Here is a 15,176-nt window from a genome sequence, read left to right as displayed (position 1 = left end):
CCGTAGTGGTATGTCCCACGTCACCGGCGAGAGCAAGGACACGCCGAGCGAGCGACGGCGCTCACAGCGCAGGCGAGTAGCCAAGGTACACTCATAAATGATATTGACAGGCAGCTTCGCTTGCCGGCGCGTCCCCCTGGGAGCACACACCTGGCGCCGCCGCCCGCGGAGCAGGTATCGCGCCAGGGCCGCCGCACCCGCGGCCGGGCCCTGAGCCCGCGGTACCCAGCGCAAGAAAGAGTGTGCGTGCACGCCTCTTAGCCGGGTTCCCGCGTGGGAGACACATCGAGCCCCTCGCGGTCGAGTGACGGCATAGAGCCAGGCAGTGCGCGCTGGTATGAGAGAGGCGATCATTCTGACCGCGAACCAGACCCCGTCCACCACCGACCCCGCGGATCCGATCGCGCTGGAGCACAGCGAGACCGGGCTGCCGGAAACCGACACCTCCCACCCGTTGCAGGCGGCCCCCGTCGTCCAGCCGGAGGCGCCCGCTTTCGCCGAGTTCGACATCCGCCCGGAGATCGTCCGCGCACTCAACGAGGCGGGCATCGAGCGCACCTTCGCCATCCAGGCGCTGACCCTGCCGCTGGCGCTGGGCGGCGAGGACCTGATCGGCCAGGCGCGTACCGGGATGGGCAAGACCCTCGGGTTCGGCGTCCCGCTGCTGCAGCGGCTCACCCTGCCCGGCGACGGCACCCCGCAGGCGCTCGTGGTGGTCCCCACCAGGGAGCTGTGCCTGCAGGTGACCCACGACCTCACCGACGCGGGCAAGCATCTCGGTATCCGCACCCTCGCCATCTACGGCGGCAGGCCGTACGAAACGCAGATCGAGGCCCTGCGCAAGGGCGTCGACCTGGTGATCGGCACCCCCGGCAGGCTGCTGGACCTCGCCGAACAGCGCCACCTCGTGCTCGGCAAGGTGCGCGGCCTCGTGCTCGACGAGGCCGACGAGATGCTCGACCTCGGCTTCCTCCCGGACATCGAACGGATTCTGCGCATGGTGCCCGAGCAGCGGCAGACCATGCTGTTCTCGGCCACGATGCCCGGCCCGATCATCAACCTCGCGCGGACCTTCCTGACCCGCCCGACGCACATCAGGGCCGAGGAGAACGACGCGGGCGCCATCCACGAGCGCACCACCCAGTTCGTCTACCGGGCGCACTCGCTGGACAAGCCGGAGCTGGTCGCCCGCACGCTGCAGGCCGAGGGCCGCGGGCTGACGATGATCTTCACCCGGACCAAGCGGACCGCCCAGAAGGTGGCCGACGACCTCGCCGAACGCGGGTTCGCCGCCGCGGCCGTGCACGGCGACCTCGGCCAGGGTGCCCGCGAGCAGGCGCTGCGCGCCTTCCGCACCGGCAAGGTGGACGTGCTGGTCGCCACCGATGTCGCCGCCCGCGGCATCGACGTGGACGACGTCACGCACGTGATCAACTACCAGACGCCGGAGGACGAGAAGACCTACGTGCACCGGATCGGCCGCACCGGCAGGGCAGGCAAGACCGGCGTGGCCATCACCCTGGTCGACTGGGACGAGGAGCCCCGCTGGAAGCTCATCTCGGACGCGCTGGAGCTGGACCGTCCCGAGCCGGTGGAAACCTACTCGACCTCGCCGCACCTGTTCGCCGACCTCGGCATCCCAGCCGACGCCACCGGCAGGCTGCCGCTGGCCAAGCGGACCAGGGCCGGGCTGGCCGCCGAACCGGAGGAGCAGCTGGGCGGCAGGCGCAAGGGCCGCTCGGAGTCCGCGGGGTCCTCGGCTGGCGGCCGCAAGCCACGCAGGCGCACCCGCGCCGCGGGCACCGCGAGCAAGGCCACGGCCACCGGCACCGGCGGTGACGACGAGCAGGCGAAGACGAACGGCAGCAGGCCGGAGGACGGCACCGGTGAGTCCCGCCGCAGGCGGCGGCGTACCCGTGGCGGCCAGAACGGCGGTGAGGCCGCGAGCGGGCAGGACAAGCCGGACTCCGCGGCCACCCGTTCCGCCCCGAACCGGCCCGCCGAGGGCGAGAACGGCGCCGAGCGCCCGGCTCGCCGCCGCCGTCGCCGCCGCAGGGGTGGGACACCCAACAACACCGACACACCCGCTTCGGCAGACTGAGTGGCGTGAGCGACTCGCGCGACAGGTCGGAGCAGGCTGAGCCGGACCCGGTCCAGGAAGCGGTGTCCACCGACGATCCCTTGCGCGGCGGGGAGACCGAACCGGTTGCCGAGCGTGCCGGGCCCCGGCACGCAGCAAGGGCGAGCGGACGTTCGCCATGGAACCGCAGGCGGGACCGGGTCATCGCAGCCGGCATCGTGGTGGTCTGCGTGGTGGCCGGAGTCCTGGTCTGGGCCTCCAGCGACCAGCGGGCCACCAGCCTGCAGACCGCGCCGGCACCGGAGCCGCTGCCGGCCGCGCCCACCGAGGTCCCTGGGTCGCTGACCGAGATGTGGCGGGCGCCGAGCGCGGCCACCCCCACCCCGGTGGTCTCCGGCCCGACCGTGATCACCGGTTCGGACGGCGCCGTGGCAGGCCGCAGCGCGCTGACCGGTCAGGTGCGCTGGCGCTACGCCAGGGGGCTCGAGCTGTGCACGGTGGGTGCCGAGTGGTCCAAGGCGCTGGCGGTGTACCGCAAGGAGCTGGGCTGCAGTGAGGTCACCGCGCTGGACACCGAGACCGGGCGGCGGACCGCGCAGCGCAACGGGGACGCCGAGCTGGGCATGCGGCTGGTCAGCGACGGCAAGCATGTGACGACGACCGGCGACCGGCTACTCAACACCTGGCGCAACGACCTGGTGAAGACGCTGGAGTACGGCCGGGTCCCGGCGCTGGTCAACCCGAACAAGCAGCCGCGCACCGGGTGCGGCTACGGCTCGGTGGCCGCCGCGGAGGGCAAGATCGGGGTGATCGAGCGCTGCCCGGGGGAGCAAGCGGACCGGCTCACCGTGCTCGAGTCGGTGCCAAAGGACAGCGACAAACCGGAAGAGGTGTTCAGCGTCCAGGTGGCGGGGCGTTCGGCACAGCTGGTCGCCATGTCCGGTGAGGCCGCCGCGGTCGCCCTGCCGGAGGAGCAGCTGCTGGTGCTGTACGGCCCGGAGGGCACCGAGCGTTCGGCATACCCGCTGGACCTGCCAACGGCCGACCTGGAGGGCGACCCGCCCGGCGGGGTGGTTCCCACCGGACACGGCGCGCAGGGGATCTACTGGTTCACCGGCTCCGCCACCATGGCGCTGTCCAGGGAGGACCTGACTCCACAGTGGACGGTCAGGGGTACGCGCGGGCCGGGCACCATGTTCGCGGGGCAGTACGTGCTGCCGATCGACGGCGGGCTGGCGGTACTGGACGAGGGCAACGGCGAGACCCTGCGCACCGTGCGGGTGGACCGGCGCGGTTACTCCGGCCCGGTCTTCCTGGACGCCACCGGGCCGATGCTGCTGGAGCAACGCGGCGACACCCTGGCGGCCCTGCGGTGAGTGCCGCAGGACCCGGCGAAGGCGCGTCCCAGCTTTCGCCGCACCGCGGCACGCGGGTGGAGCTGCCGGGCCGGTACGGGCCGATCGCCGCGCTGCGCACGCCGGAACCGGAACAGCCGCTGGCCACGGTGTTGCTGGTACCCGGGTACACCGGGTCCAAAGAGGACTTCGCCCCGCTGCTGGACGGCTGCGCTGCCGCGGGCTTCCGTGCGGTCGCGATCGACCTGCCGGGGCAGTACGAGTCGCCAGGGCCGGACGAGGAGTCCGCCTACCTGCCTGCCGAACTGGGCACGGTGGTCGCGGAGCTGATCGCGACCCTGCCAGGGCCGGTGCTGCTGCTCGGGCATTCCTACGGCGGGCTGGTCGCGCGCGGGGCCGTACTGGCCGGGGCAGGGATCGGTGGGCTCACCCTGCTCGGCACCGGGCCGGGCAGGCTGCCGGCCGGATTCCGGCTCGAAGCCCTGCGCACCGGCGAGCCCGAACTGCGGACGGGCGGGCTCGGCGCGGCCTACACCGTCCGGGAACGGCTGAACTCCACCCTGCCAGGCTGGGCGGCCGTCCCGCCCGAGCTGCGGGTCTTCCTGCGCAAGCGCTTCCTCGCCTCCAGCCCGAAGGGCCTGCTGGGCATGGCGGCCGGGTTACGCGCCGAGCCGGACCGGGTGGACGAGCTGGCCGCGGTGCTGCACCGGGATGGCCTGCCCTGCCTGGTGGCCGCCGGGGCCCGGGACGACGCCTGGCACCTGCCGACGCAGCGGGAGATGGCCCGCCGCCTCGGCGTCCCCTTCGAGCTGGTTCCGCACGCCGCACACTCGCCGAACACGGAGAATCCCGCCGGCCTGCTGGACATCCTGCTCCCCGCATGGAAATCCTGGCTCGGCTGAGCTACCGCCACCAGAACAGCCACAGCGGCGCCACCACCAGCAGCAGTACCGCCAGCGCGGCGAGGCCCGCGGCCCGGCCGCTGCCGCGGTCGGCCACCCGCTGGGCCAGCAGTGCCAGCACGGCCGCCAGCAGGTGACCACCGGTCGCCAGCACTCCGGGACCGCTGGAACCACTTGCCCAGCCGAGGATCTGGGCACCGAGCACCCCCACCGCGAGCAGCACCAGCCCGGCGGCGAGCGAACCGGTCAGCCCGCGCCACCAGCGACCGGAGCTACGATCAGGGATTGCCAACGGTTCGGTGACCTCCTCCTGGTCTCCCGGCTCGGCCGGCGGCACCGCCGCCAGTTCCGTGGTGTCCCTTCCGTACATCCGGCCTTCCATGATCCTCTCGGTGTGTCCCGCTAAGGTGCCAGCAGATCCCATGGCTGCGCGGCGGGCGCGGCCTGCTGGCCCGCGGGGCAGCTCGGCCGGAAATCGCACCAGGAGCAGTGCCTGCCGGTACGCGCCGGGAACAGCTCCTCGGCGTCACCGCCTTCGCTCAGCGTATCCGCAGCCCTACGCAGATCGCCCGCCGACTCCTCGGCGCGTTTCAGTTGGCGGCGCAGGCTGTCCTCGGTGTGCTCGGCGGCGGCCACGGTGCCGCTCGGCAGGTGGTGCAGCTCGACCTGGTTACAGGGCAGCCGCAGGGTCCGGCGCGCGGCCACGGCATACAGGGCGAGCGCCTGCGCGCTGCGCGCGTCCTGCGACTCCGGTACCCACCGGCCCGTCTTGTAGTCCACGATCACCAACTCGCCGCCGCGCTGGTCGATCCGGTCCGCACGGCCCTCGATAATCATCGACGGCGGCCCGTCCAACCCCTGTGAACTGGCCGGAGCCGAGACCCAGCGCTCGACCCCGACCGGCTCCGCGGCGAGGTCGTTGCGTTCGACGTAGTCCGCGACCCAGCCCCTTGCCCGCTCGCGGTACCGCTCCGCCTGCTCGGCGTCGGCGAACCCGCCGTCCTGCCACTGCTCGAGCACCAGCGCGGCGGCCCTGGCCGGGGTCCGCCCCTGCGGCGGCAGATCGTAGAGCGCGCGCAGGGCGTTGTGCACCACGGCGCCGAGTGTGCTGTGTGCCCACGGCCCGGTGCGCTGCGGCGTCGGGCGATCCAGGTAGGCCATCCGGTAGCGGCGCGGGCAGTCCTCGAAGGTGGCCAGTTTGGATGGCGTGACCTTGGTCAACCGGCGTGGCTGCTGTCCCCCGAAATCGAACCCCATCTGCGCCATCTCTTCACCCTGCCAGATGACCCCGACACGCTGAGTGCCTGCCCGTTCCCGGGCATATGCTCAGCTCTCGGCGACGAACCCCCGCACCGAATCGGCGACCAGCTCCACTGCGATCGCAGCCAGCAGCAGGCCGGCGATCTTGGCCAGCAGGGTGATCCCGCCTTCCTTGATCAGCCGGATGATCACCCCGGAGTAGCGCATGCACAGGAACAACACCAGGTGCACCGCGACGATGGCCAGCCCGAGCGCGATGTAGGCGCCGGCTTGCCCCTGTGCCTGCCGGACGAACACGATGGTCGCGGCGATCGCCCCTGGCCCGGCCAGCAGCGGGGTACCGAGCGGGACCAGTGCCACGTTCACGTCCTCTGCCGCCTCCGGCTCGGCGTTGCTCTTGCCGGTCAGCAGGTCCAGGGCGATCAACAGCAGCAGCAACCCGCCCGCGCCCTGCAGCGCGGGGATACCGATGCCGAGATAGGCCAGGATCGCCTGCCCCGCAACGGCGAACAGCGAGACCACCAGGAAGGAGACCAGCACAGCCTGCCGGGCCGCGCGCGCCCGCGCCGCGAGTGGCTTGCGGCCCACCAGGCTGAGGAAGACCGGCACCGTCCCCGGCGGGTCCATGATCACCACCAGGGTGATCGAGGCCTCCATGAACAGCTTGAGGTCGAAGTAGTCCTGGATCGGCATTGGCTCAGCCCACCATCACGCGAGCCCCGGTGGCGCGCTCGGCAAGGGCGTGGAAGGCATCGGGCTCGGTGGTCTCCTGGCCGATCGCGATGGTCTTGTTCGTGCCGTGATAGTCGCTCGAACCGGTGCGCAGCAACCCCAGCTCGGCCGCGAGGCCACGCAGTCGCTCCCTGGTCGGCTCGTCGTGGTTGGGGTGGTCCACCTCGAGCCCGCTCAGCCCGTGCGCGGCGAGCGCCGCGATCACCTCCGGGGTCACCGTCGGGCCACGCGAACTGGCGAAGGGATGCGCCAGCACGGTGACCCCGCCCGCCTCGGCGATCATGTCGATGGCCTGCTCGACCGGGGTGTCCTCGCGCGGAAGGTAGTAACCGCGCCCGTTGCCGAGGTAGCCGGCGAAGGCCTCGTCCACACTGCCGACCACTCCGGCCCGCACCAGGGCCTGGGCCAGGTGCGGGCGCCCGGCCGGGGAGTCAGGGGGCAGCAGGCCCAGTATCTCGTCCGGGTCGACGGGCAGGCCGTTCTCCGCCATCCGCACGGCCATCGCCCGGAGCCTGCCGCGCCGCTCCACCCGCAGCCGCTGCTGCTCGGCGACCACGGCGGGCGCCGCCGGATCGAAGAGGTAGGCCAGCAGGTGCACGCTCACCCGCCTGCCGTGCTCGTCCTCCGAAACGCAGGACAGCTCGGCGCCGGGCACCAGGGTCAGGCCAGGCGGGAGCGCGTCCATGGCGGGCTGCCAGCCTGCCGTGGTGTCGTGATCGGTCAGCGCGACCACGTCGAGACCGGCGCGTGCCGCGGCAGCGACCAGTTCGGCCGGACTGTCCGTACCGTCCGAGGCCGTGGAGTGGGTGTGCAGGTCGATGCGCATCGCATCATTCTTGCCCAAGCGATCTCGCCCGGCCGCGCCGGTCAGGGTGGGCTAACCCACCATTCGTTTACCCCTGGCCGCACGCTGGGCCTTGATCATGGAGAACCGCTCGGCCTGCTTCTGCTTGTCCCCGAACACCAGCTCGGAGATGGTGTCGTAGAACTCCTCCGGCCGCGGGAGGTAGCTGATGTGGTTCAGCGCCTGGATCTGACCTGCCGACTCCACGACGGTCGTGCCGTAGCCGAGCATGCGTCCCCAGAAGGAACGCTGGTAGGTGAGGTCGGTCACCTTACTGATCGGCATCATCAGCACCTTGGTCGTCCAGACACCTTTGGTCATGATGAACCGCTTGTCGGTGACCACCAGTCGTTCCACCCACCACTCGACCACGTAGTAGGCGAACCGCAGCACCACCGCCAGCGCGGCGTACCAGAGCACGTTCTGCAGCACCCACATCGAAGGGGGCAGCAGGTAGGACACCATCACGCAGACGGCGATGAGGGCGACCGCCTCGAAGGCATCCCACATGAGCGAGGCCCAGTGGCGCCGGATGCGGATGACCCGGCGCTCGGTGTCGAGCAGGTACTCGTCTGGGTCCCGTGGCGCGAACATAGTCCCAGGCTACTCGCGGCGATCAGCTGAACACATTGCTCACGAAGGTGATCACCGATTCGGCCGCGTCTTGGAGGTAGCCGAGGATGTTCCCGACGAGCCCGGCGGCCCCGTTGGGTTCGGCGATCACGAAGAAAAGCACCAACGCGACGCCCGCGAATATGAGGAGCTTCTTCACGTTCACGATGCTCCGTTCTCGTCTCTGTCCAGACCGACGACGACAGTAACAACTAAGTTTGTACCGCACTGCGCTGCGCTACGGGAGAAAAGTCCCGCGCTTGGGTCAGTGACCGGGCCGAATCCTAGCGGACGAACACAGTGCGTGATCAACTGCGGGGTAGCTCCGGTCGCACCGCGAGGTTCATCACGCCCTTCCGGCTGTGAACCCGGCCTGCCCTGCGACCTCGGCACCTCCGGTCAGCAACCCGGCGAGAAAACGGCGAAGCAGCGCACCGCATTCGTTTTTCACCCGCGTTTTGTCCGCTTCGTCCGCCTCCATCAGCTCCCGGCCCGCCGCGCCGAGCAGGGAGAACGCGAACCGGGCCGTGGTACCCAGCGGCACATCGCGGATGTACCCGGCCTCCACCAGCCCGCGGACCAGCCGCTCGGTGATCCCGTAGGCGTAGTACTCCTCCAGCTCCACCCACCGGTTCCAGCCGAGCGCCACCGGCCCCTCCTGCCAGGCCAGCCGGGTGTACAGCGGGTCACAGCACTCGCGAAGAAAGGTGTCCAGTGCGGCCAGCGCCCCGGCCAGCGGATCCTCGGCCCTTTCAGCACTTTCGGTGACTTTCTCGATTACTCCCAGTTCCATCCGCTCCAGAACGGCTTCGAACAACGCCGTTTTGCCCGCGAAATGGTGATAAACGGCACCGCGCGTCACCCGAGCGACGGACGCGACGCCCTCCAGCGTGGTGCCCGCGAAGCCCCGCTCGGCGAACAACTCCGTGGCGGCGTCGAGCAGTGCGGCCCTGGTCGCCTCGGAGTACAGCTCGCGCCGGCTCTTGACCTCGGACATGCGCGAAGCATATGACATACTCGGCGTATGTAACCGACAGCGTGCATGTACGCAATGCGGGAGGCTGCCATGACCGACGTCACCGCCGACGACTCCCCGGTCTTCGACCCCTTCGCCCCTGGCTTCGCAGAGGACCCCTACCCGCACTACGCGGAGCTGCGGGAACGGGCGCCGGTGCACCGACATCCGCTCGGTTTCTGGGTGATCTCCCGCTACGAGGACGTGTTCGCACTGCTGCGTTCCGGTCTTTCGGTGGAGGACCGGCATGCCGCCGATGGCCCGCTGCAGCAGCTGTACGCCGACGCCGGGGTCACCGACACCCGGCGGGTGGACGGCCGGTCCATGCTGGACCTGGATCCGCCGGACCACACCCGGCTGCGCAAGCTGGTGTCCAAGGCATTCAGCCCGCGCACGATCGCGGCGCTGGAGCCGGAGGTGACCGCGCTGGTGGACGAGGCACTGGCGGAGATCGCCGCGGCGGGCCGGGTGGACCTGGTGCCGGCGCTGGCCTTCCCGCTGCCGTTCACGGTGATCTCCCGGATGCTCGGCATGCCGCCGACCGACCACGAGAAGCTGCGCGAGCTCACCGGCACCCTGGTACGCGCGGTGGAGCCGGTGAACGATCCCGAGCTGCTGCGGGCCATCGCCGCGGCGGACAACGAGGTGGCCGGGATGATCGAGGATGTGCTCCGGTGGAAACGCGCGAACCCGGCCGATGACCTGCTCAGCGCGTTGATCGCGGCCGAGGAGGACGGGGACGCGCTCAGCGATGACGAGCTGGTCGCGCAGGTGGCGCTGCTCTACGTCGCGGGCCACGAGACCACGGTGAACCTGATCGCGGGCGGCACGCTGGCCCTGCTGCGCAACCCCGGGCAGCTGGACCGGCTGCGCGCCGACCCCGAGCTGGCCGGCAACGCGGTGGACGAGCTGCTGCGCTACGACAGCCCGGTGCAGAGCAGCAGGCGGGTCACTCTCGAGCCGTACTCCGTCGGCGGGCACGAGATCGAGCCGGGCGCGTTCGTACTGGCCAACCTCGCCGCGGCGAACCGGGACCCGGAGTTCTGGGGGCCGGACGCCGAGCAGTTGCGCCTGGACCGGCCGAACGCCCGGCAGCACGTGTCCTTCGGCGGCGGGCCGCACCACTGCCTCGGCGCCGCACTGGCCAGGCTGGAGGGCAGGGTCGCCATCGGCAGGCTGGTCCAGCGGTTCCCCGGCCTCGCGCTGGACGGGGACGTGGTCTGGAACGGCAGGCTCAACCTGCGCGGCCCGGAGCGGCTGCCGGTGCGCACGTGACGCTGGTGCGCTGTGTCGGCGGGATCCTGCACGACGAGGCGGGCAGGCTGCTGCTGATCCAGCGGGCGAACGAGCCCGCCCGCGGGTTGTGGACCCTGCCCGGCGGGCGGGTCGAGCCGGGGGAGACCGACGCCGAGGCCGTGCGGCGGGAGCTGCGCGAGGAGACCGGGCTGGAGGTGCTGCCCGGCGAGCTGGCGGGCAGCATCGTCCGCGGGCCGTTCGAGATCCACGACTACCGCTGCACCCTGCGCGGGGGCGTGCTGCGGCCGGGCGACGATGCCGCGCAGGCCCGCTGGATCGACGCCCCCGCCTTCGCAACCCTTGCCGAGCACGGCCTGCTCACCGAGTCGCTGCCCACACTCCTCCGCAACTGGCACGCCCTGCCCAGCCCCGTGCTATGAGGAGGGGCGGTTGCGGAGGTGGAACTTCTGGATCTTGCCGGTGGAGGTCTTGGGCAGTTCGGGGACGAACTCGACCTGGTCCGGCACCTTGTAGCGGGCGAGTTCCGCGCGGGTGTGCTCGCGCAGCTCCTCGGCGTCCACCGTGGCCCCTGGCCGTAGCACCACGTACGCCCTGGGCCGCTCGCCCCACTTCTCGTGCGGCACGCCGACCACCGCGACCTCGTGCACCGCGGGATGCGAGTCGATGGCCGCCTCCACCTCGATCGTGGAGATGTTCTCGCCGCCGGAGACGATGATGTCCTTGGCCCGGTCGCGCAGCTCGATGTAGCCGTCCGGATGCCACACGCCGAGGTCGCCGGAGTGGAACCAGCCGCCGCGGAAGGCGTCCGCCGTGGCATCGGGATCGGCGAAGTACCCGGACATCACGTTGTTGCCGCGCATCACCACCTCGCCCATGGTGGCGCCGTCCCGCGGCACGTCGGCCATGTTCTCGTCCACCACCCGGACGCCGTCGGTGACCACCATCCCGACCCCCTGCCTGGCCAGCAGCCTGCTGCGCCGCCCGATGTCCAGGGTGAGCCAGCCGTCCTGGTACTCGCAGACCGTGTACGGCCCATAGGTCTCGGTCAGCCCGTACACGTGCACCAGCCGCGCGCCCAGCTCGGACATCCGGCTGATCACGGTCGGACTCGGCGGCGCGCCCGCCGTGGTCACCACCACCTCGCGGGCCAGCGGGTGCGCGCCCTCGTGGCCTGCGATGGTGACCAGCACGGTCGGCGCGCCGTTGAGGTGGGTGATGCCCTCGGTATCCAGCAGCCGCCAGATCTCCGCGGCGTCCACCGAGCGCAGGCAGACGTGCGTGCCGCCGATGGCGGTCACCGCCCAGGCGGTGCACCAGCCGTTGCAGTGGAACATCGGCAGCGTCCACAGGTAACGCGACTCCGGGGTGTGCCGGGAGTGCACCACCTCGGCCAGCGCGTTCAGGTAGGCCCCGCGATGGTGGTACATCACTCCCTTGGGCCTGCCCGTGGTGCCGGAGGTGTAGTTGATCGAGATGGTGTCCCGCTCGTCGGTGACGGTCCACGGCAGCGGCCGCTCGCTCCCCCGCGCCAGCAGGTCGGCATAGGAAATGCCGCCAACGGCCGGGTCGGGGGCGGCCCCGGAGGCCGGGTCGGTCACCGTGACGATCTCGCGCACCGGCAGCTCGGCCACCACCGGTGCCACCGACGCATGCAGCCCGGCGTCCACGACCAGCACCTTCGCCCCGGAGTGCTGCAGGATGTAGCGGATCTCCGCGGGCGCGAGCCGGGTGTTGATCGCCACCAGCACCGCGCCGGCCAGCGGCACCGCGAAGTGCGCCACCAGCAGTTCCGGGATGTTCGGCAGCAGATAGGCCACCCGGTCGCCGGGCGCGACCCCGGCCGCGCGCAACGCCCGCGCCACCCGGGTCGCCTCGGCGGCGAACTCCCGGTAGGTGGTCCGGCGGTCGCCGTAGACGATGGCGGTCTTGTCCCCGAACACCTCCGCCGAACGCTCCAGGAAGGCCAGCGGGGTGAGTGGCGTGTAGCAGGGGTCCGCAGGCACGGCCGGCTCGGTCATGGCAGCAATGGTCACCAGGCAGGCACCGGGCCACAACCGCCGACTGGAGAGGTGCCGGGGCGGTTATGGCAGCCAGGTCATCCGCTGGCCATGCGGATCCGTGCGCGCAAGCGCTTGCGCGCGGATCTCACCCTCCACCCAGCTGGCCAGGCCGAGCACAGCCTGGCCGGTGTTGGCGAAGGCCAGGTCGTCCCGGCCCGGCAGCACATAGGTGATCGCGTTCTCGTAGAAACCCTGGCTGATCCACCACAGCGGACGCTGCGCGGCCAGCCTGCCAAGGGCGTCCACGAACTCCTGCCGCCGATGGTCTGGCAGGTAGGGCAGGGTGTGGCTGGTGAGCACCATCAGCGGCAGGTCGGCAGGCAACCGCGCGGCCGCGGCAGGCAGGTCGTCCACCGCGTCCCCCGCCATCAGCTCCGGCGGGTCCTTGCGCTGCGCCAGCGCCGCGGTACGCAGCAGCCGGACCCGGTCCGGCTGGTCGGCCCAGACGCAGGCCTCCAGCCAGGCAAGCTCCTCCTCGTCCCCGGCGTCCACCGGCGCCCGGTCCAGCCCGATCCGGGCGCCGACGTTCAGCTTCTTGGGCAGCTTCGGCAGGCTCGCGCCCGGCGCGAGCTCGAGGGCACAGTGCAGGCCAACGGCCGCCTTGGCCGGCCCGGCGACCAGCTGCTCCCCGCCGTCGCACTGGTAGCGGTAGCCGAACTTGTCCAGGCCGAGCAGCAGCCCCGCGCTGCAACCGACCTCCAGCAGGGCGACCTTGCCACCCGCCTGCTTGGCCGCCAGCGCGATTCCCGGGTACAGCAGTGCCGCGCGGCGGACCTCGTTGGTCTGGGTGTAGCGGGTGGTGACGATCTCCCGCACCTGCTCGGCCCGCTCCAGCAGGAAGGTGCGGAACATCGGCCAGGTCTCGGCGTCCACCCCGTCGAACCCGCCCAGCGTGGGGTAGTAACGGGACAGCGGGTGGATCGGGTCGGCCTGGATCAGCCGGTGCGCGGCGGCCAGCAGCAGGGTCGGATGGGCGTCGCTGGGCGGGGCGGCCGCGAGCAGGCTGGCCACCGCGTCGTCCTCGGCGGCCTTGGCGGCCAGGTGCTGGTACAGCGGCGAGCCGGTCGCCTCCCGCTCGGCGAACCGGGCCAGCCGCTGCTTGATCTCGCCGAGCAGGTCACTCATGGGGCACCGGACGTCCCGGCTGCTCGCCACCGCGAGTCTCGCCGTAGGAGCGTTTGGGCACCATCACCTTGCGCCGGAAGGTGCACACGATCAGGCCGTCCTGCTTGTACCCGCGGGTCTCCACGTACACCACACCACGGTCGTCCTTCGACTTCGAGGGGGTCTTCTCCAGCACCTCGGTCTCGCCGTAGATGGTGTCGCCGTGGAAGGTCGGCTTGACGTGCCGCAGCGACTCCACCTCCAGGTTGGCGATGGCCTTGCCGGAGATGTCCGGAACCGACATGCCGAGCAACAGCGAGTAGATGTAGTTGCCGACCACCACGTTCTTGCCGAAGTCCGTGGTCTCCCCCGCGTAGTGCGCGTCCAGGTGCAGCGGGTGATGGTTCATGGTCAGCAGGCAGAACAGGTGGTCGTCGTACTCGGTGACCGTCTTGCCCGGCCAGTGCTTGTACACCGCACCGACCTCGAACTCCTCGAAATACCGCCCGAACTGCACGCGTTCCTCCTCCAGATACCGACCCCGCTGGTAACGGCGCACCGACCTCAACCGACGTCCCGTGATGTTGGGGAGTACCCTTGACCATCGGTGTCGGCTACGTCAACGCGAGTAGGCACACCCCACACCCACTGCGGCCGAAGGAGGTGAGGAACGCACGATGAGTAGTAGCGATAGTCCGCTCCCTAGTAGCACCAGCGTTCCCGCCCGAGGAGGCCGGCACCGTTTCTCCCTGGTGACCCGGTAGGGCCTGGCCGGGACCGCTGGTAGTGCCGGGGCGGACGAATCCGCCCTGGCGCGTCGTCGCCGTTCCACGACGTGAAGCCAGGAGAAGCCATGCCCACGATTCCTTCCTTCGGCGGCCTGCGTGGCCGGGGCAACAGCAGGCCCAACCGGGTGCAGCCACCGATCCCGGTGCCGCTGTCCGCCTACGTGGTCGACTGCGCGGTCTACCTCGACGGCAAGCGGCAGCCCGGCCGCTGGACCCACGCCGCCGCGATCGAGGACGTGCGCAGCCGCGGCGAGGGTTTCGTCTGGATCGGCCTGCACGAGCCGGACTCCGAGCAGATCCAGGGCATCGCGGAGACCTTCGGCCTGCACGAGCTGGCCGTGGAGGACGCCGTGCACGCGCACCAGCGGCCGAAGCTGGAGCGCTACGACGACACGCTGTTCATGGTGTTCCGCACCGTGCGTTACGTGGAGCACGAGTCCCCGACCACGGCGAACGAGATCGTCGAGTCCGGCGAGCTGATGGCCTTCCTCGGCCCGGACTTCATCATCACCGTGCGGCACGGCAACCACTCCGGCCTTGCCCGGCTGCGCAGCGAGCTGGACGCCGACCCGGAGACGCTCAAGCCGGGGCCTGCCGCGGTGCTGCACGCCATCGCCGACCACGTGGTGGACCACTTCCTCGATGTCACCGACCGGATCGAGGACGACATCGACGAGATGGAGACGCAGGTGTTCGCGCCGCGGTCGCCGGTGACCTCGGAGCAGATCTACCTGATGAAGCGCGAGGTGCTCGAGCTGCGCCGCGCCGTGATGCCGCTGGCCACCCCGCTGCGCAGGCTGTCCGAGGGGTACACCCGGCTGATCCCGGACGAGGTGCGCTCCTACTTCCGCAACGTGCACGACCACCTGACCAACGTGTCCGAGCGGGTGGCGGGCTTCGACGAGCTGCTCACCACGCTGGTGGACGCCACCCTGGCCAAGATCACCCTGCAGCTGAACTCGGACATGCGCAAGATCACCGCCTGGGCCGCGATCATCGCCGTGCCCACCGCGCTGGCCGGGATCTACGGGATGAACTTCGATTTCATGCCGGAGCTGCACTGGCGCTACGGCTACCCGATGGTCGTCTCGGTGATCCTCGGGATCTGCCTGTTGCTCTACCGAATATTCCGGAAGAACCGATGGCTCTAGGGCGCCCCGCGCCCCG

16 protein-coding genes are annotated in these 15,176 nt (G+C 70.9%); 6 read left to right on the top strand and 10 right to left on the bottom strand.

From position 1 onward, the window contains the following. Positions 1-337 precede the first annotated feature (337 nt). From KOI47_RS04710 to KOI47_RS04700, 3 genes are read left to right on the top strand one after another with little or no spacing between them, the layout of a single operon-like run. The gene (locus tag KOI47_RS04710) at positions 338-2,101 is read left to right on the top strand and encodes a DEAD/DEAH box helicase (protein ID WP_216214283.1); all 1,764 of its coding nucleotides are present in this window, start codon (positions 338-340) and stop codon (positions 2,099-2,101) included. 5 nt (positions 2,102-2,106) lie between these two features. Continuing rightward, positions 2,107-3,456 (top strand): Rv3212 family protein, encoded by a 1,350-nt coding sequence (locus tag KOI47_RS04705; protein ID WP_216214281.1) that lies wholly within the window; start codon positions 2,107-2,109, stop codon positions 3,454-3,456. Then, the gene (locus KOI47_RS04700; protein WP_232376541.1) at positions 3,453-4,337 is read left to right on the top strand and encodes an alpha/beta fold hydrolase; all 885 of its coding nucleotides are present in this window, start codon (positions 3,453-3,455) and stop codon (positions 4,335-4,337) included. The genes KOI47_RS04705 and KOI47_RS04700 overlap by 4 nt, the downstream gene beginning before the upstream one ends. 1 nt (position 4,338) lies before the next feature. Here the strand turns inward: KOI47_RS04700 and KOI47_RS04695 are convergent, their stop codons facing one another. The 7 genes from KOI47_RS04695 to KOI47_RS04665 all read right to left on the bottom strand — a co-directional run bounded on the left by KOI47_RS04695 (position 4,339) and on the right by KOI47_RS04665 (position 8,782). Next, positions 4,339-4,707: a hypothetical protein gene (locus tag KOI47_RS04695; RefSeq protein WP_216214279.1), complete on the bottom strand. Its 369-nt coding sequence runs from the start codon at positions 4,705-4,707 to the stop codon at positions 4,339-4,341. 32 nt (positions 4,708-4,739) lie between these two features. After that, positions 4,740-5,603, bottom strand: a complete 864-nt coding sequence (locus KOI47_RS04690) for a RecB family exonuclease (protein WP_216214278.1) — start codon at positions 5,601-5,603, stop codon at positions 4,740-4,742. A 60-nt stretch (positions 5,604-5,663) separates the two neighbouring features. Then, entirely contained in the window at positions 5,664-6,290 is a 627-nt protein-coding gene (locus tag KOI47_RS04685; protein ID WP_216214276.1) for a MarC family protein, read from the bottom strand. A gap of 4 nt (positions 6,291-6,294) precedes the next feature. Then, on the bottom strand, positions 6,295-7,155 hold the full coding sequence (locus KOI47_RS04680) for a PHP domain-containing protein (protein ID WP_216214275.1): 861 nt from the start codon (positions 7,153-7,155) through the stop codon (positions 6,295-6,297). Between the two features lie 51 nt (positions 7,156-7,206). Then, the gene (locus KOI47_RS04675) at positions 7,207-7,767 is read right to left on the bottom strand and encodes a PH domain-containing protein (RefSeq protein ID WP_216214273.1); all 561 of its coding nucleotides are present in this window, start codon (positions 7,765-7,767) and stop codon (positions 7,207-7,209) included. A gap of 22 nt (positions 7,768-7,789) precedes the next feature. Continuing rightward, a complete protein-coding gene (locus KOI47_RS04670) occupies positions 7,790-7,951 on the bottom strand; it encodes a hypothetical protein (protein ID WP_216214272.1) in 162 nt (53 codons plus the stop codon). 180 nt (positions 7,952-8,131) lie between these two features. Further along, positions 8,132-8,782 (bottom strand): TetR/AcrR family transcriptional regulator, encoded by a 651-nt coding sequence (locus tag KOI47_RS04665; RefSeq protein ID WP_216214271.1) that lies wholly within the window; start codon positions 8,780-8,782, stop codon positions 8,132-8,134. A 69-nt stretch (positions 8,783-8,851) separates the two neighbouring features. Here KOI47_RS04665 and KOI47_RS04660 point away from each other — a divergent pair, with 69 nt between their 5' ends. Both KOI47_RS04660 and KOI47_RS04655 read left to right on the top strand, forming a co-directional pair. After that, positions 8,852-10,075, top strand: coding sequence for a cytochrome P450 (locus tag KOI47_RS04660; protein WP_216214269.1), 1,224 nt, complete (start codon positions 8,852-8,854; stop codon positions 10,073-10,075). Further along, positions 10,072-10,476: an NUDIX hydrolase gene (locus tag KOI47_RS04655; RefSeq protein WP_269756693.1), complete on the top strand. Its 405-nt coding sequence runs from the start codon at positions 10,072-10,074 to the stop codon at positions 10,474-10,476. Before KOI47_RS04660 ends, KOI47_RS04655 begins: the two co-directional genes overlap by 4 nt. Here the strand turns inward: KOI47_RS04655 and KOI47_RS04650 are convergent. From KOI47_RS04650 to KOI47_RS04640, 3 genes are all read right to left on the bottom strand, one after another. After that, positions 10,471-12,075 carry an acyl--CoA ligase family protein gene (locus KOI47_RS04650; RefSeq protein WP_216214267.1) on the bottom strand — a complete coding sequence of 535 codons (1,605 nt, stop codon included), beginning with the start codon at positions 12,073-12,075 and terminating at the stop codon, positions 10,471-10,473. The two genes, KOI47_RS04655 and KOI47_RS04650, sit on opposite strands and share 6 nt — an antisense overlap. Positions 12,076-12,138: 63 nt before the next feature. Continuing rightward, positions 12,139-13,242 carry a DUF2332 domain-containing protein gene (locus KOI47_RS04645; protein ID WP_216214265.1) on the bottom strand — a complete coding sequence of 368 codons (1,104 nt, stop codon included), beginning with the start codon at positions 13,240-13,242 and terminating at the stop codon, positions 12,139-12,141. Then, positions 13,235-13,738 carry a MaoC family dehydratase gene (locus tag KOI47_RS04640; RefSeq protein ID WP_216214263.1) on the bottom strand — a complete coding sequence of 168 codons (504 nt, stop codon included), beginning with the start codon at positions 13,736-13,738 and terminating at the stop codon, positions 13,235-13,237. Before KOI47_RS04640 ends, KOI47_RS04645 begins: the two co-directional genes overlap by 8 nt. 336 nt (positions 13,739-14,074) lie before the next feature. On the opposite strand from KOI47_RS04640, the gene corA reads away from it, so the two are divergent. After that, positions 14,075-15,160 (top strand): magnesium/cobalt transporter CorA, encoded by a 1,086-nt coding sequence (gene corA, locus KOI47_RS04635; protein WP_216214261.1) that lies wholly within the window; start codon positions 14,075-14,077, stop codon positions 15,158-15,160. Positions 15,161-15,176: the final 16 nt, after the last annotated feature.

Source organism: Amycolatopsis aidingensis (assembly GCF_018885265.1).
GTDB classification, from domain to species: domain Bacteria; phylum Actinomycetota; class Actinomycetes; order Mycobacteriales; family Pseudonocardiaceae; genus Amycolatopsis; species Amycolatopsis aidingensis.
The sequence above is the reverse complement of the archived record's forward strand: the minus strand, read 5'-3'. Positions and strand labels throughout refer to the sequence as shown.

Coding starts and splice junctions, on each gene's coding strand:
- KOI47_RS04680 (WP_216214275.1), bottom strand. CDS start 7,155: ATGCGCATCGACCTGCACACCCACTCCACGGCCTCGGACGGTACGGAC.
- KOI47_RS04685 (WP_216214276.1), bottom strand. CDS start 6,290: ATGCCGATCCAGGACTACTTCGACCTCAAGCTGTTCATGGAGGCCTCG.
- KOI47_RS04710 (WP_216214283.1), top strand. CDS start 338: ATGAGAGAGGCGATCATTCTGACCGCGAACCAGACCCCGTCCACCACC.
- KOI47_RS04660 (WP_216214269.1), top strand. CDS start 8,852: ATGACCGACGTCACCGCCGACGACTCCCCGGTCTTCGACCCCTTCGCC.
- KOI47_RS04650 (WP_216214267.1), bottom strand. CDS start 12,075: ATGACCGAGCCGGCCGTGCCTGCGGACCCCTGCTACACGCCACTCACC.
- KOI47_RS04690 (WP_216214278.1), bottom strand. CDS start 5,603: ATGGCGCAGATGGGGTTCGATTTCGGGGGACAGCAGCCACGCCGGTTG.
- KOI47_RS04665 (WP_216214271.1), bottom strand. CDS start 8,782: ATGTCCGAGGTCAAGAGCCGGCGCGAGCTGTACTCCGAGGCGACCAGG.
- KOI47_RS04675 (WP_216214273.1), bottom strand. CDS start 7,767: ATGTTCGCGCCACGGGACCCAGACGAGTACCTGCTCGACACCGAGCGC.
- corA (WP_216214261.1), top strand. CDS start 14,075: ATGCCCACGATTCCTTCCTTCGGCGGCCTGCGTGGCCGGGGCAACAGC.
- KOI47_RS04695 (WP_216214279.1), bottom strand. CDS start 4,707: ATGTACGGAAGGGACACCACGGAACTGGCGGCGGTGCCGCCGGCCGAG.
- KOI47_RS04645 (WP_216214265.1), bottom strand. CDS start 13,242: ATGAGTGACCTGCTCGGCGAGATCAAGCAGCGGCTGGCCCGGTTCGCC.